16 protein-coding genes and 1 pseudogene are annotated in these 14,679 nt (G+C 53.0%); 9 read left to right on the forward strand and 8 right to left on the reverse strand.

Annotation, left to right across the window (positions count from 1 at the left end; genetic code table 11):
* Positions 1 to 200 precede the first annotated feature (200 nt).
* The 6 genes from HH216_RS26430 to HH216_RS24945 all read left to right on the forward strand — a co-directional run bounded on the left by HH216_RS26430 (position 201) and on the right by HH216_RS24945 (position 4,103).
* Positions 201 to 338 (forward strand): DUF4136 domain-containing protein, encoded by a 138-nt coding sequence (locus HH216_RS26430; RefSeq protein ID WP_254448870.1) that lies wholly within the window; start codon positions 201 to 203, stop codon positions 336 to 338.
* Positions 339 to 507: 169 nt separating this feature from the next.
* The gene (locus tag HH216_RS24925; protein ID WP_169553618.1) at positions 508 to 1,068 is read left to right on the forward strand and encodes a hypothetical protein; all 561 of its coding nucleotides are present in this window, start codon (positions 508 to 510) and stop codon (positions 1,066 to 1,068) included.
* Between the two features lie 137 nt (positions 1,069 to 1,205).
* Positions 1,206 to 2,084, forward strand: a complete 879-nt coding sequence (locus HH216_RS24930; RefSeq protein WP_254448871.1) for a mechanosensitive ion channel family protein — start codon at positions 1,206 to 1,208, stop codon at positions 2,082 to 2,084.
* Positions 2,081 to 2,614, forward strand: a complete 534-nt coding sequence (locus tag HH216_RS24935; protein WP_169553620.1) for a DUF421 domain-containing protein — start codon at positions 2,081 to 2,083, stop codon at positions 2,612 to 2,614. The genes HH216_RS24930 and HH216_RS24935 overlap by 4 nt, the downstream gene beginning before the upstream one ends.
* Before the next feature lie 128 nt (positions 2,615 to 2,742).
* Positions 2,743 to 3,144, forward strand: coding sequence for a hypothetical protein (locus HH216_RS24940; protein WP_169553621.1), 402 nt, complete (start codon positions 2,743 to 2,745; stop codon positions 3,142 to 3,144).
* 26 nt (positions 3,145 to 3,170) lie between these two features.
* Complete coding sequence (locus tag HH216_RS24945) at positions 3,171 to 4,103, forward strand: DUF3078 domain-containing protein (protein WP_254448872.1); 933 nt, start codon at positions 3,171 to 3,173, stop codon at positions 4,101 to 4,103.
* Between the two features lie 7 nt (positions 4,104 to 4,110).
* Here the strand turns inward: HH216_RS24945 and HH216_RS24950 are convergent, their stop codons facing one another.
* The 6 genes and pseudogenes from HH216_RS24950 to HH216_RS27015 all read right to left on the reverse strand — a co-directional run bounded on the left by HH216_RS24950 (position 4,111) and on the right by HH216_RS27015 (position 8,583).
* Positions 4,111 to 4,890 carry an endonuclease/exonuclease/phosphatase family protein gene (locus HH216_RS24950; RefSeq protein ID WP_254448873.1) on the reverse strand — a complete coding sequence of 260 codons (780 nt, stop codon included), beginning with the start codon at positions 4,888 to 4,890 and terminating at the stop codon, positions 4,111 to 4,113.
* 300 nt (positions 4,891 to 5,190) lie between these two features.
* Positions 5,191 to 5,511 (reverse strand): annotated as a pseudogene (locus HH216_RS24955) (APC family permease); the annotation flags it as partial.
* A gap of 102 nt (positions 5,512 to 5,613) precedes the next feature.
* On the reverse strand, positions 5,614 to 5,961 hold the full coding sequence (locus tag HH216_RS24960; RefSeq protein WP_169553623.1) for a DUF1622 domain-containing protein: 348 nt from the start codon (positions 5,959 to 5,961) through the stop codon (positions 5,614 to 5,616).
* A gap of 15 nt (positions 5,962 to 5,976) precedes the next feature.
* Entirely contained in the window at positions 5,977 to 7,308 is a 1,332-nt protein-coding gene (locus tag HH216_RS24965; protein ID WP_169553624.1) for a DUF2254 domain-containing protein, read from the reverse strand.
* 752 nt (positions 7,309 to 8,060) lie between these two features.
* A complete protein-coding gene (locus HH216_RS24970) occupies positions 8,061 to 8,375 on the reverse strand; it encodes a DUF1622 domain-containing protein (protein ID WP_169553625.1) in 315 nt (104 codons plus the stop codon).
* On the reverse strand, positions 8,365 to 8,583 hold the full coding sequence (locus tag HH216_RS27015; RefSeq protein WP_408641808.1) for a DUF1622 domain-containing protein: 219 nt from the start codon (positions 8,581 to 8,583) through the stop codon (positions 8,365 to 8,367). The genes HH216_RS24970 and HH216_RS27015 overlap by 11 nt, the downstream gene beginning before the upstream one ends.
* A gap of 546 nt (positions 8,584 to 9,129) precedes the next feature.
* Here HH216_RS27015 and HH216_RS24980 point away from each other — a divergent pair.
* Positions 9,130 to 11,286: a catalase gene (locus HH216_RS24980; RefSeq protein ID WP_169553626.1), complete on the forward strand. Its 2,157-nt coding sequence runs from the start codon at positions 9,130 to 9,132 to the stop codon at positions 11,284 to 11,286.
* Between the two features lie 331 nt (positions 11,287 to 11,617).
* Here the strand turns inward: HH216_RS24980 and HH216_RS24985 are convergent, their stop codons facing one another.
* Positions 11,618 to 11,809, reverse strand: a complete 192-nt coding sequence (locus HH216_RS24985) for a hypothetical protein (protein ID WP_169553627.1) — start codon at positions 11,807 to 11,809, stop codon at positions 11,618 to 11,620.
* 634 nt (positions 11,810 to 12,443) lie between these two features.
* Positions 12,444 to 12,701, reverse strand: a complete 258-nt coding sequence (locus HH216_RS24990; RefSeq protein ID WP_254448874.1) for a type II toxin-antitoxin system Phd/YefM family antitoxin — start codon at positions 12,699 to 12,701, stop codon at positions 12,444 to 12,446.
* Positions 12,702 to 13,016: 315 nt separating this feature from the next.
* Between HH216_RS24990 and HH216_RS26435 the strand changes: the two genes are divergently transcribed.
* Together HH216_RS26435 and HH216_RS24995 are read left to right on the forward strand one after the other, a co-directional pair.
* Positions 13,017 to 13,157, forward strand: a complete 141-nt coding sequence (locus HH216_RS26435; protein WP_254448875.1) for a hypothetical protein — start codon at positions 13,017 to 13,019, stop codon at positions 13,155 to 13,157.
* Positions 13,154 to 13,993: a site-specific integrase gene (locus tag HH216_RS24995; protein WP_254448897.1), complete on the forward strand. Its 840-nt coding sequence runs from the start codon at positions 13,154 to 13,156 to the stop codon at positions 13,991 to 13,993. Before HH216_RS26435 ends, HH216_RS24995 begins: the two co-directional genes overlap by 4 nt.
* The last annotated feature ends 686 nt before the right edge of the window (positions 13,994 to 14,679 follow it).

Raw genomic sequence — 14,679 nt, forward strand, 5'->3', positions numbered from 1 at the left:
GATGGCCGGGCACGGCTATAAATAAACCCGGCAGTCGCCCGGTTTGCTGATCAACTCCCAGATCTTTGAGAAGCCGACTGTTATTAAAGGTTATACCGAATACGGGTTCACGTACTTTGCACGATTGAAGTGCGTGAACCCGAAGACGCCACGATGTATGAAGTAGATGCTGGGTCGGTTTTCATGTCAATATGATTGACATGAAAACCGGACAGTTCGTCTGGCGTGGCTTTGCGTCAGGCATGACCAATAGCAACGGCTTCGACCGCGGCCATGATGAAATCAACTACGCGGTTAACCTGCTTTTTGAAAAATATGGATACAGGGCGGATAAATAGTAACCGATAGCAAGCGCATAAACCAATGGTTTCTCAGTTAGGTGAATCGTTGGTTTATGCGCGACTTGTCCTGTTGACATTCGGGTTGATTGGGCACTAGCTCAACAACCGGTACATCAACGAAAATAACGAATAGTTAACCGCACGTTCATTCTAACCCTTTTTTCCAATGGCTACCGACCAGCGAACCCGGCACGTAACGACGAAGCCCAGCCCAACCATTCTGTACGTACTCTACGGCGTCATTGCCCTGCTGGTTTTGGGCGTGGGTTATTTACTCTACAGAAACACAGTCCTGTCGAACGAGTTCGAGCGGGAACGTAGCGAGATACGGGAAACCGTACGCAAAAATCAACTCGCCAACGACCGCCAACAGCTCCAGTTTAGCATGAAAACCTTTGTCTGGGCGGTTCGTAATGCGTTGCTGCAGAACAAAGCCGGTGAAATCAACGAGTACTTCAATACCCTGGTCAAAGACCGGGGCATCAAGGAAATGCTGCTGGTTGACCCGGCCGGACAAGTGACGATTTCGACCAACAAGAAAAATCAGGGCATTTCTTTTGCCAGCCGATTTCCCACCGATCTGCTCGGGCAGGACGATGTTTATTTTAAGGATGGTGTGCCCTATGAACTGTCGGCACCAGTTACCTCACCGAATGAGCGGCTTGGTACGCTGGTCATGTTTTATAAGCCAGCCCCTATCCTGCCGGACTCGCTCAGCAGCCAATAAGATAAACGCTTAATCCAGTTTTTCTGCTCAACATTATGCTTTCACTATGGAGTTTTTTTCAGCCGCCCCGGGTCAATGAACCGCCCTTTACGGTCAATGACGCCCTAACCTTATTCTGGCACACCGTTCGCGATTTTATGAAAGGAGTCATTGAACGACTTCCTTATCTCATCGTTGGCGCGGTCGTTTTTTTATTGTTCTGGCTGCTGGCAAAAGGCATTAAGAAAGTCATTAATAAAGTGGCCGTGCAGAGTCACTCGATCGATGATACCCTGGCCAGTCTGGTGAGCCGGATTGTCAGTACGCTGATTACTATCATTGGCTTTCTGGCAACCTGCGTGGTTATTTTTCCGTCGTTTAAACCCGGCGATATTATTGCAGGCCTGGGCGTTACGTCGGTGGCTATTGGCTTTGCCTTTAAAGATATTCTCCAGAATTTCTTTGCCGGCATCCTGATTCTGTGGCGTCGGCCGTTCAAAGTCGGCGACCAGATAAAAGTTAAAGAGTACGAAGGAACCGTCGAGGAAATCAACATGCGCTCGACGCGGCTCAACACGTATGATGGTGAGCGGGCCATTCTGCCCAATGGCGATGTGTATACCAGTTCCATTCTCGTCCGAACGGCGTACAATAAACGTCGGCTCAAGTTTGTGGTCGGTATTGGTTACCCGGATTCCATTGAGGAAGCCCGACGTGTCATTCATAGTGTACTGGACGGCATCGAGGGCGTTCTGAAAGAACCCGGTCCCTGGGTATACGTTACGGAACTGGCGGGCTCATCGGTGAACCTGACGGTTTTTTTCTGGGTCGAATCCCAGCAGGCCAACGCGCTGAAAGTAAGCGACCAGGTGGTGACGGGCATCAAACTGGCCCTCGACAAAGCCAGTATCGATATGCCTTTTCCGCATACGGTAGTTTTACTGGAAAAGCAACCCGATACGGATGGTCCGGCCATCTTATCGCGTCCTGCGGCTAAAGCGAAGACCGCTCCCACGTCAAATGGTCAGAACGCATGACCGACGCAGCAGCAACCCTACACGACTGGGTCTTCAAGGGCTGGGAAAGCATCGGGCGCGTGGTATTCGTGGGGGTACTGGCCTACATTGGTCTACTGTTTTTTCTGCGCATTTCGGGAAAACGTACCCTCTCAAAGATGAATGCCTTTGATCTGGTGATAACGGTGGCGCTGGGTTCCACCTTTTCCACCATTATCATCTCCCGCCAAACGGGCTTAGCCGATGGCCTCACCGCGCTGGCACTGCTGGTTACCCTTCAATATAGCGTTGCCTGGCTGTCCATCCGATGGCCCTGGTTCCAGCGGGTAATAAAAAGTGAACCTACCCTGCTGTTTCACCAGGGTCAGTATCTCCGGCTGGCGTTGCGCCGGGAACGGGTTGCCGAAGGCGAAGTACTCGCGGCCATACGGAGTTCGGGCGCGGCCCGGCTGGAAGACGTAACGGCGGTTGTCCTGGAAACCGATGGTTCGTTTACGGTCATTCAAGGTGTCAGTCAGGACAGCGTCACCAGCCTTCAGAACGTCCAGTGACAACGGGGCGGTTGACCTGGTGCTACTGCTACTTGGTGGTTGTCGAAGCGCTTTATGTGAAAGCCCAACTGGAAAGAAAACCTGATTTGTTATTAATCAAACCAATGCACTATAAATACGTGAACGCTATGAAACTAATTAAACCGATTGCCACCGGGCTGTGCTTCGCCCTGCTCCTCAGTGCCTGCACGCCAAAAATGTCGTTTACAAACTCATCCGTAATTCCCGCAGCCACCGGAACGATTGCTGTTAAAAAAGACAAAAACGAGAATTACACGTTAGCTGTGCAGGTGAAGAACATGGCCGAAGCCAAAAATCTGACACCGGCGAAAGATACGTATCTAGTCTGGATGAAGCAGGATGACCGTTCGGTCAAAAAACTGGGCCAGTTAAGTCCATCCGGCAAAACCCTCACGGCATCCCTAAAAGCGACAGCGGTTGCCAAGCCGCAGGTAGTGTTTATTACCGCCGAAGACAACGTCGACGTTCGCTATCCAGCGGGTCAAACCATTCTGACAACCGAAAAATAACAGGGGTACTACGTTCTTTTACCATTATGCGCGTTTGTAAGGCCCTGATGACCGTGTGGCTTTCGGGGACCGGGCCAGTTTATAGTCAGACAGATACGCTGCCCGCGCTGCGAACACTACTGAATCAGGAAAATACCGTTGATAGTGTTGTCGTGCGGCCAGACTCTACCTACTGGCGGCATAAACTGGAAGCGGGTCTAAACCTCAATCAGGGTTCATTCAGTGGCAACTGGAAAGGCGGGGGCGTCAATTCGATTGCGCTGGGGCTGCTGTTGAATGCGCGGCTGTCGTACCGGCGAAATCGCTTTAACTGGAACGTCAGCACGCAGATGCAATACGGGATTGTAAAAAACGCCCAGCAAAGGCTACGCAAAAATACGGACCGTCTGTACGTGGATGCCAAAGCCGGTTACCGCATCAGCACCCGCTGGCAATGGTTTGGGTCGGTTAATCTACTCACCCAGTTTGCTCCCGGCTACGACTACGTGACGCTACCCTCGGGTCAGGAACAGGCTAATCCTATCTCTAACCTGTTTGCGCCCGCATACCTGACCGAATCACTGGGTATATCGTACGAGCCTAACGATGTGTTTGACCTGCGCCTAGGCGTATTTACCATTCGGCAGACGTTCGTGATCGACCCGGCAGTTCGGCGCTACGTACCCCAGAATTACGGCGTACCCCTTGACCAGACGGTTCGTAATGAAGTAGCGTTTCAGGCGCTGTTCAATTACGACCAGGACATTGCCCAAAACATCAACCTGAAATTTCGGTACTTATTTTTTGTCGACTACCGCAACCTGAAAGCCACCGATCATCGACTTGATTTTACGCTGACGGGTAAGATTAACAGCCTGCTCAACGCAACGCTGAACGGAGTAGTTCTCTACGATCAGGACCAGGATTACCAGATCCAATACAGCCAGGCCCTTTCCGTCGGTTTGCTGCTGACCCTATAGTCTTTCCTTAGGGCTGATGGGTCAGCTGCACATAATACGGAAAATGATCGGAGCCGAACGCCGGTAACCGCTCGAGCGCGATCACCTTGAACTGGCTGGAGACAAACACGTAATCCAAAGGCCAGCGCATCAACAGCGACTGAGCATCGAACGTATTGTACAAACCCCGGCCACACCGAACATCCTGAAGGCCGCTGATCGCCGCAAACTGCGTCATGTTGTGTGACCAGCCTACATCATTAAAATCACCGGCCGCTACCGTCGGTAGGTCCTGACGGGCAATCAGGCGACCGGCTTTTAGCAGGGCCACTTCCTGACCGCCTACGTTGGTTGGGTACTTACTGGGGGCGGGGGCTACCGGATGCAGCGTATAGAGTTGAAACTGACTGCTATCGGGCAGCGTGATCCCCATCGTGAAGGAAGGTACCCGGTCGTGGTGTAGAAACATCCGTTGCGGCTTATGCAGGGGCAGTTTCGAGTAAAGTGCCATGCCATAAGCGTTATCGGTAGGAAATGTAAGGCGATACGGGTAGTTTTTTTTCAGCACGCTCAGTTGATGTACCCACCAGTCATCAACCTCCATTGTGAGGACAAACGTCGGGTCTTTGTCGGCTATGATGGCCAATAATTTATCGATACGTCGGTTGGTTATCAGCACGTTGGCCACCACGATGCTGAACACCGACCGACTGTCGACGGTGGTTTCCGTGGCTGACTCGACTTGTTTACCGGCCAGCGGTGTGTACGGAAACAGAATATACGCCTGTATGCCGATGGACAGAACCATACCGGACCCGAAAACCAGGACAGCCACCGATTTTTTCCTAGAAAACAGCAGAAAAAGAAGCAAGCACAGGCTCAAAGCAACCAGCATAGCCAGCCTGGGAAAATTAAGAATCTGTAAAAACCAGCGGGAACTATTGTAAACCAACGACAACAGGGTGGCGGTGATCAAAAGCGTACCACACAGGAGTAAACAGTAGAGAAGAAGTTTCCGAAGGATCATCATAATTAAGCGGTGAATGCACTACAAAGATGCCGGAAACAACCTGCCAACGGGCAATTTCTCACTCAATGAAGCCGCCTAATGAATGGCTTCGCTAGCGGAACTAACGCAGGTCGCTACGTAGAGCAGTATCATCAGGCAGGCGGCCAAGGCAACCATCGATTTGTTGGGCGAGCTGAGCAGTACATTACAAGCCACGGCGTTGAGTGGCGGGGCGCCCACTACCTCACCGTAAATTTTACGAAATAAAAACAGCGTGCCGCCCACCGCCATCAGGGGGAGCCAGGCGTACTGGCCGGCGTAGAGAATACTGAGGGCGGATACGTAGAGATACGACGAACTGATGTCGTTGCCGCAGATAGCCGATGCTGTCAGTTCACCCAGTTTGGGAGGCAATTTCATAAGGAAATGGCTTGAAAGTCAGTTCGTTGTCAAAGGTTTCGACTGGGTTACATGGCTGATGCTTTTGTACCCCACAGGCAGCTTGGTTCAGGCCGTTGGTGGCTAGCCTATACTCCCTCGCTGCTCGGCGTTGCGTAATTCGCGTTCAAGAAAATAGTTGAGGGCGGTTCGTAGTACGGCAACGGCAGCCAGCAGGCCGATGTCGTTCCAGGTGGGCGCAACAGCTGTTTTCAGAATATCGGCACCCAGTTCCAGTTCGAGCGCTAAGGCCAACGAGCGGCCTAACGACAACCGGATTTCTTCTTTAGGTACCATCAGGCTCCGGTCGGTCAGGATGGCCAGCAGAAACAGCCCCAGAGCCCGTACCGAAGCAATGGCAATCACTGTGGCCGCACCCGCCTCAATCCAGCGGGCCAAAAACAGGGTAGCCGCTTTGACAAATTCTTCCATGGCGCAAGTGGCGGGTTATGACCAGCTTGAAGCTAGTTCGCGCTGCAACGCATGCACCGCTTTTTTCTGGTCGGACGTGGTCAGCGTCTGATCGGCGTACTCTATCAGGAGCCGGGCCTGTTCCGCTAGTACGGACTTTCGTTCGGGCGAACAGGTGGCGTCGGCCACGGCGGCCAGTGCCCGCAGCAGTCGGCGGAACACCGCGTGGTTTCCTTTGGCGTTGATGCGTGGCAGCTCAAAGGCCAGTCGGACATACGTCTCGAAATCACCCGTACGGGCCAGCACGCGCAGGTGCTGGCCATCCGACCGCAGCCGGGCCGGAAATTCGCGTTCTGCCAGTCGCCCGCCAATAGACCCCAGGTAATCGACGGCCATGATAGCCGTCGTGGTATCGTTGATACCGGGTGAAAGGGCTTTGAGCGTAATGTCTACTAGTTGCTGTATTCCAAAAGATACGTCTTGCTCCACGTTCCGATGACGCCCGATGCTGACAAAATCGAGCAGGTCGTCTGGCCAGTCGGCCTCATCGGGGTCTGGGCGTTCCATGCCGCTACGCACGCTGAACAGGCAGGTACCTTTGTTGATAAAGGAGCCCATGTCGCGTTCAATCCGCAGCACCACCTTGTGGCGGGTCGCCCAGTGGAGCAGCCCGTCCGTTTCGATGCGTTGCAGGTAGCCCGTCTGGGCTGAGCGCACCGGCCACCAATGGTCCTCTTCATCGCTGTAACGAAGAGCGGCTTTTGCTTTAGCCGGATCGTCGATGGGTTCGCCAAAGCGGTCAGGGAACAAGTCGTCGATGGCCTTGCCCGTTTCGTGAAAGATATGCTGAACGATCGTGCCGGTCTGGAGCGATTCAGCAATGTGGTGGATAAAGAAAATCAGCGCGGCCACGCCCCCAAGGGCTAGCAGTAACCCCATCAATACCGCTGTGGCCGGTACGAACTTCTGCTCATCGGTGCCGCGAATTGTTCCCAGCACGATCAGGCAATACGCAAAGACGGCCACGAAGTATCCCATGACGACCTGGTTGACCCGGTCGCGCATGAAGTTCCGCAGCACCCGGGGCGAATACTGACTGCTGACCTGCGAGATGGTTGAGAGCGTCAGCGAAAAAGCTAAGGCTGCCACCGTCAGCATGGAACCGGCAATGGCCGTAAGCATACCCCGGGAGCCTTCGGCACCGACGCCAAACAGCAGCGGGAACTGTTTGGCCCCATTGAAAGCCGTGTGACTGTCAAACTCAATCAAACTGTAAGCGAGTCCAAAGGCACTGAGTACCAGCAAACCCGGCACGAACCAAAGTGATTCGCGCAGCAATTGCCAAGCTTGGCGTAGATGGGTAGTCATATAGAGCAGACGTAGGGTTAGTAAACCAACCCTATCGGTTCTGAATAGTTAGACAAAGAGCCTATAACCGCCTTCATTAATGCTGCCTACTCTCCGCCAAAGTTGATCCAGTTTAGCGGCACACTGAATTTATCAGATTTTTGTAACAATGATTCTCGAAGTATTCGGGACTTTGATAGCCCAGCGACGACCGGGCTGTTGGCGCATTGCTTTCTTGTCCGGTTATAATAAACTTCAATGTACTTAGCCCCCTATTAACTAGACAGATTGGGTGCTAAGATAGTCAGCGGTCTTAAATCGGTACAAAACGGCAGGGTGAACAGGTCCAGATCAAGCCCCGTGGTCTGGTAGCGAAACCAGAATGTCTTTTCTTCGATCTGGTTAGGGGCTGGGTTGTAATGCAGAAAGAACAGCTGAGTTGAATCAGCCTAGTCCAGCGTACGAGAATTGGTATCAGAAGCTGGTAGACTTTGCCCCACAAATTCAGCGTAAAGTGTATCGTGTTTCTGGTAGAGAGCGGCTTGGGCTGGTCGAGGTAGAGTTTTGGTAGTGACTCCATTTTGCGTCTATACGCGTAGAGTTGCTGCTGGCGGGGAATGCAGAAGACTTGGCTAAGTTGGGTAGTGTCGTCGCGCTGGCTCAGCCGGTCAGTAGCCCTACTAATGACAAGAAATAAAGCGGTTTTTTTATCGGTCAGCAAGTTGATATAGGGTTTAGCCGTTGGCAACAGAGAGCACTAGCGCGCGGTGATACTAGTGCTTTAAGGGAAAGATCCACCCCACGCTTTTACTCAGGAAGAAACGTAGCCCGATAACGGCTATCACCAGCAGAAAATGCGGCCAGTCCACTACCGTCAATGTTCGGATGATGCCCGCCCCACTCTTAAAGGAAAGGGCCATTACCAGATCGGCCGCTAGGGCCTGCTGAATCGCGTTGATCCGCAGGGGCTTATCATTGGCCCGCACGTAGTGGACCAGCCCCCGCAGGCTACCCACTTCGATGAGCAGCGTGCCCATCAGGTCGACCAGGGAGGCCACGATTGGCAGGTGAAGCACGTCAAGCTGCATCGGGGGATGAGGAAGGGAAAGTGGCTGTCAACACAGGCTGGCGCCGTTCGGCGTTTCGCAACTCGCGCTCCAAGAAGTAATTAAGGCCCGTCCGCAGCACGGCAATGGCGGCCAGCAAGCCAGTATCGTTCCAGGTCGGAGCCACAGCCGTTTTGAGAATGTCAGCGCCCAGCTCTAACTCCAGAGCCAGGGCCAGCGAACGACCCAACGACAGGCGGATTTCTTCTTTGGGAACCGCTCGGTCGCGATGGTATAGAGGAACCGGGCCAGGGAACGGACCGACGCGATGGCAATCACCAGGGCGGCTCCGGCTTCTATCCACCGGGCCAGCACCAACGTCATCAGTTTGATCTAGTCTTCCATTTTGGGCAGTCGATTTATTAGGCAGCGGCCCTATGCCGCTGCCGCCTTATGTAGTCGGTGATAGCGGGCTGAACAACGGATTGATCAACTTGCCGGACTGCGCCTCGCGCTAAGCCAGGATTTTACGGTTGGTCGCTACCCGACGAAAGAACAAAACGACTTAAAAGTCGATAGGAGATACGTTTGCCCTGAATCGACATTGATAGTACATGGCTGAGTATAAATTGGCTAAAAGTACGGATCGTTTTAAACAGTGCCAGGCAACACAGGCTTGTAGATGTACAAATCTATACGTATTGCTCATGAATCAGCATCACCAGAACTTCGATCGTCCTAATTCGACGGGTACAATGGGCCCCGGGGGGAACAGGCCAATCCACCCGATGGGTCAATGAAGGACGAAAAGAATCCCGGGCAGCCGATAATTCCCGTAGGATGTCCGCTGTTTGCCGACAATAAATTACCCCTGACCACCAACGTTGGCCAGCCCATTGCCGATGACCAGAACTCGCTGAAGGCGGGCCAACGCGGCCCGACTCTGTTGGAGGATTATGTATTGCGGGAAAAAATACAACATTTTGATCATGAGCGGATCCCAGAACGAATCGTTCACGCCCGGGGGGCCGCTGCCCACGGTTATTTCCAGCTGTATGAGTCGCTGGAAGAGCTGACAATGGCGAAGGTACTGACCGACACGTCGGTCCAGACCCCCGTCTTTGTGCGCTTCTCGACGGTAGCCGGCTCACGTGGTTCGGCCGATACTGCCCGCGACGTCCACGGCTTTGCCGTCAAGATGTACACGCCGGAAGGCAACTGGGACATTGTGGGCAACAACATTCCGGTCTTCTTTATCCAGGATGCCATCAAATTTCCGGATCTGATTCATGCCGCCAAGCCCGAACCCGACCGCGAAATTCCGCAGGCGGCTACCGCCCACGATACCTTTTATGATTTCATCTCGCTCACGCCCGAATCGATGCACATGCTGATGTGGATTATGAGCGACCGGACCATACCCCGCAGTTTTGGCATGATGGAAGGCTTCGGCGTGCATACCTTCCGGCTGATTAATGCCCAGGGGAAATCAACGTTTGTCAAATTCCACTGGAAGCCGCTACTGGGCGTTCATTCGCTGGTGTGGGATGAGGCCCAGCAGATTGCGGGGCATGATGCCGATTTTCACCGGCGCGACATGTGGGATGGCATCAAGGCGGGGAGTGCGTTCGAGTGGGAATTGGGGATTCAGACGCTGGCCGAAGCAGACGAGCAGAAGTTTGACTTTGATATTCTGGATGCCACTAAACTGTGGCCCGAAGAGTTGCTACCTGTTCGCCGGGTGGGCAAACTGACCCTGGACCGCAACCCGGATAATTACTTTGCCGAAACCGAGCAAGTAGCCTTTAACACGACCAACATCGTACCGGGTATCGATTTTAGCAACGACCCGCTGCTGCAGGGCCGCAATTTTTCGTATCTGGATACGCAGCTCAGCCGATTGGGTAGCCCTAATTTCACCGAGTTACCCATCAATCGACCCCGCTGTCCGGTTTCCAATAATCAACGCGATGCCCACATGCGCCACACCATCGACAAGGGGCGCGTTTCGTATGCACCCGCTTCGCTCGACGGTCACTCACCCGACGAGGTAACCCCGGCCCGGGGTGGCTTTGTTAGTTACCCGGCATCGGTCGATGGTCCCAAAGTGCGGGCGCGTAGTGAAAGTTTCAATGACCATTATGGCCAGGCTAAACTATTCTGGAACAGCATGAGCGGTCCAGAGAAGGAACATATCGTCAAAGCGCTTCAGTTTGAGTTGAGCAAGGTTGAAACCCGCGCCGTGCGGCAACGGATGCTGACCCATCTCCAGCAGATCAACGGTATGCTGGCCGAGCAGGTGGCTGCGGCCCTGGGTGAACTACCCGCCGACCAGTTATCCGCAGCCAGCCCGCGTGGCACGGCCGATTCGGTTGAGGGGGCCGAGCAGTTGGCCAATGCCCTGTCGGAAACGAGCGCATCGGGTGGGGTGCAGCAATCGAGTGCACTGAGCATGGAAAATCAGCCCAGGGGTCCCAAAGGTCGTAAGGTGGCCATTCTGGTCAACGCCGACGTGGATGCCGGGCAGGTCAGCCTGCTGAAACAGGCGCTCCAAAAAGCAGGTGCGCTGAGCGATTTAGTGGGTCCGCACTTAGGTACGCTCCAGGGGCCGGATGGGCCCCTGAGCATGACCAAAACCCTGGCTAATACCAGTCCGGCGCTGTACGATGCGGTCTTCGTACCGGGTGGTGCCGGTATAGCAACGCTGAAACACAAAGGCGATCCGCAAGTATTTCTGGCCCAGGCTTACAAACATGGCAAACCCATTGGCGTTCTGGATGAGGCTATTGACCTGCTGACCGCTGCCTTACCGGATGGCATTAGTGGTAAGGAGCTGACCGATCTAGGTATTACGGTGGGCCATGGCGATTCTCAGCAGGCCATTGACCAGTTCGTCGGCACCGTAGGAACACGCTACTGGAAACGATCCGCCCTCGACCAGGTGGCGGCTTAAGTGTAGCACTGCCGCTGCTGAAAACGAGTGGTTGCGCACTGTCAGGCTGCAACAGCCGGACTGATTTAATAAAAAGAAGGGCGGGATGCTTACGGATGATGAGCTAGTCCCGCCCTTCTTTTGTTAGTGGTCAATAGCCACACTTGCGTGGCTAGCTATCAACGAATTGTGCACAGCTATCTATAACGTCCTCACAATACCCATCCCAAAGATGGCAAGGTCTAGTCAATCCATTTTCCGTTTTTTAAACACCCTTTTAATCACAGTTACACGTATAATCTGTTCCTATACCTATACTTACTAACATAGGCTTGGATGGATAGCTCAAGGCTCAGCCTATATTGGCAGGCGAAATGCTCAAGGGCTCCTGAATGGACAGGTGGGGGTAAATGCTTTTGCAGATAGCCCGAAACGTCTTCTCCTTATCCTCCAGGGAATCAACCCCAAACAGGATGCGAGCCAACTCCGCTTTTACTTCCTGATTTGGATCGATAAGTTGGGCTTTGAACAACAGGGCGGCCATGATGAGCAGTTGATTAGCCTCTAAAAATAAGCTTGAATCAAAATAAATACTAGAGAGTTGAACATACAAGGGCTGTCATTGTCTTGTACCGCTTTTACAACGGTCCTTCGATAAGGCTACAACCACCCGGGCAAGACCGTTTAGAAATTCTTAACAGACGTTTGAGACGTATAAAAATAGGCCCAGAAAGCCGACATTTGTCAGGCGTCAATACCTTGCCAGTGGAGACATTATATTACTATCTACTCGGTCATGTAGCTGGGCTAAGTTGGTTGGATTACGTTGATGCTGTTATACTGATCGCCCTAATTAGTTACGGGCTGTATCGGATTGACCGCAAAATTCATTCGCTTCTTGAACACATTGAGGAGTTGACTTAAACTAACAGTCAGCAGCAGGGCCTGATCGAATCGCCGACCGAGGCCTTGTTCGACTTACACCATCGGGTGTGTGAAATGGCCTACTAGCAGCGGGAAGTGACGAAACTGTTTAGCAATCGTAACCGGGACCGCAATAACTGATGCCACGCCGTTCGAGGACAGCCCGAATAATAGCGAGCTGGTTTGACCGCAATCGCTTCAACTAGAGCATTAGTGGCCAGTATATTCATGGCACTCAGGCGCGATGATCGAATTTAATTGGTTGGCGCATCAATGGATGGATCCGCTTGCGGATCAGCCGCCAGGACTTGACTAGCCAGTTGGTCTTCCAGTTGAGTCAGCCGCTCCAATAGACTCATCGGTACCAGAGCCGCCATCGGCCGGTTCCCTTTCATCAGCGTGAAGGCTTTGCCCGCGTAGTAGGTCTGGTTAAGATATTCACCAACCTGCTTACGAAACTCATTGACCAGTAAAGTGTCAATACTGGGCGATTGTGTATTCTTGTTCATCATGATCAAAGTAACACATTACTCGTACGACTAACAAGTGCACAGTTGATAAAGGACATAAAATGTGAGCATGTCATTAAATCAGTTATATCACTAATATCTTTCTTTATTAGTTACCCTTTCCAACCAAAATAGAATAATGCATTGTTAATAATAGAAATTGACTTTCGTCGTTTGTGCTATTACTATTGATAAGTAAACCTTATCAATAGTAATAGTGTGGTATATTAGTTAGCTTTGTTCGGTCGACTGATAAAACTGTACGGACAATCTTTTTTGTCATAAAATGTTAAGCTGATGAAATCATCAACTGCCCCCTTGATTACCTTGACCCCGATCGAGCCAAATCCGCTGCTGGCCACCGTGCCCCTGCCGCTGGTCGGGCCGGCCCAACAGGCTTACCTGCTGAAAGGACTCAAGGGGCCGCTAACACCGAGCGGGCCTACCGGGCCGATCTGACCCACTACACCGACTGGTGTGCAGTGCAAGGGATCGACGGCCTGCCGACTACACCCGCCCTGTTGGGGCAGTACGTTTCCGAACTGGCACCCATTCGTAAGTGGGCTACCATCAGCCGTCGGCTAGCCGCCGTGCGCAAATGGCACGAGCTGCACCAGCTCGACACGCCTATCGATGACCACTGGCTGCGGGCCACGCTCAAGGGTATCCAGCGCCAGCACGGTACCCACGCCGAGCAGGCGCCCGCCTTCGGAGCCGCTCAACTCAAGCGTATCGTCGGTGGGCTGATCACCGAGTCGGATGGGGTACCCCGCTTCGGCCCCCTGCGCGATAAAGTGGCCCTGCTGCTGGGCTTCACCGGAGCTTTCCGCCGATCTGAACTAGTCGCCCTCAACGTGGAGCAACTGCACTTCAGTGACGATGGGGTCGTCGTCACTTATCACGGCAGCAAGACCAATCAAGTGGGGCAACGGGAAGAAAAAGCCTTGTTCTATAGTGCTGATCCGGCCATCTGCCCCGTGCGGACGTTGCAACGCTGGGTAGCCCTGCTGGAACGGCCCACCGGGCCGCTGCTGGTGCGGGTGCGCAAAGCCAACGAGCTGACCCAGGAGCGGCTCACTGACCAATCAATTAACCTATTGGTCAAGAAGTACCTGGGGGATCGCTACTCGGCCCACTCACTGCGAGCCTCGTTTGTGACGACGGCCAAACTCAACGGGGCCGATGACTCGGAGATCATGCAGCAGACCAAGCACAAAACATCCGCCATGATCCGGCGCTATACCCGGCTGGATTCGATCAAGCAACACAATGCGGCCAAAAAGCTGGGCTGGTAGTACCAACAACCTCGTCAGCAAACCAGCGCGCCAAGCCGTTCGTCACCTAGCCGCCGATTGGCAGACCCGTCAGGCGGACCACCTCACGGCCCTGACGTCGGGGAATGGTGATCCGCACCTGATTCGCGCCCGCTCTCTTGGCAGTTTATTTATTTAAAGCCTTTAGCCTGCATTCAGATTACGCTCTATAGTTCGCGATTCGGCCACATCTCATTGATGTGTCTTAACTGAGACTGCGAAAAGTCCTTAACACAACGGGCGAAATTTTTTGATGCTAGCTGGCATCGACCGTGAGCATACGGTCCGTCTCAATCGGTTCATTACCCACTCATGGAATTTATATCAATTCTTTAACTGACTCATTAACAGATCGTGTAGGTGTGGATTTTTCGGATATGGCTTGTAGGGCCAACCTTATATAAAACCTTCCTCGCTATGTGTACACCTATTCTTGTTTCTTGTCATTTTGATCTGGCAACTAACCTGACGTGCATCATCTGGAAGGGTTTTGACAAAGGCTGGCAGTACTTTATTACGCACCATCCTGGTTATCATCGCAGCGCACCCGTTAGGCCATTTTCCTCGTTTACTATCCAGCAGTAGCGAAAAAATCCCCTGCCATTACCGGGCGGGGCTTTTTTGTTGTGTAGTCGGTAGGTGTATTCCCATCCAAGCGATTCGTCTAC

This window comes from Spirosoma rhododendri (genome assembly GCF_012849055.1).
GTDB classification, from domain to species: Bacteria; Bacteroidota; Bacteroidia; order Cytophagales; family Spirosomataceae; genus Spirosoma; species Spirosoma rhododendri.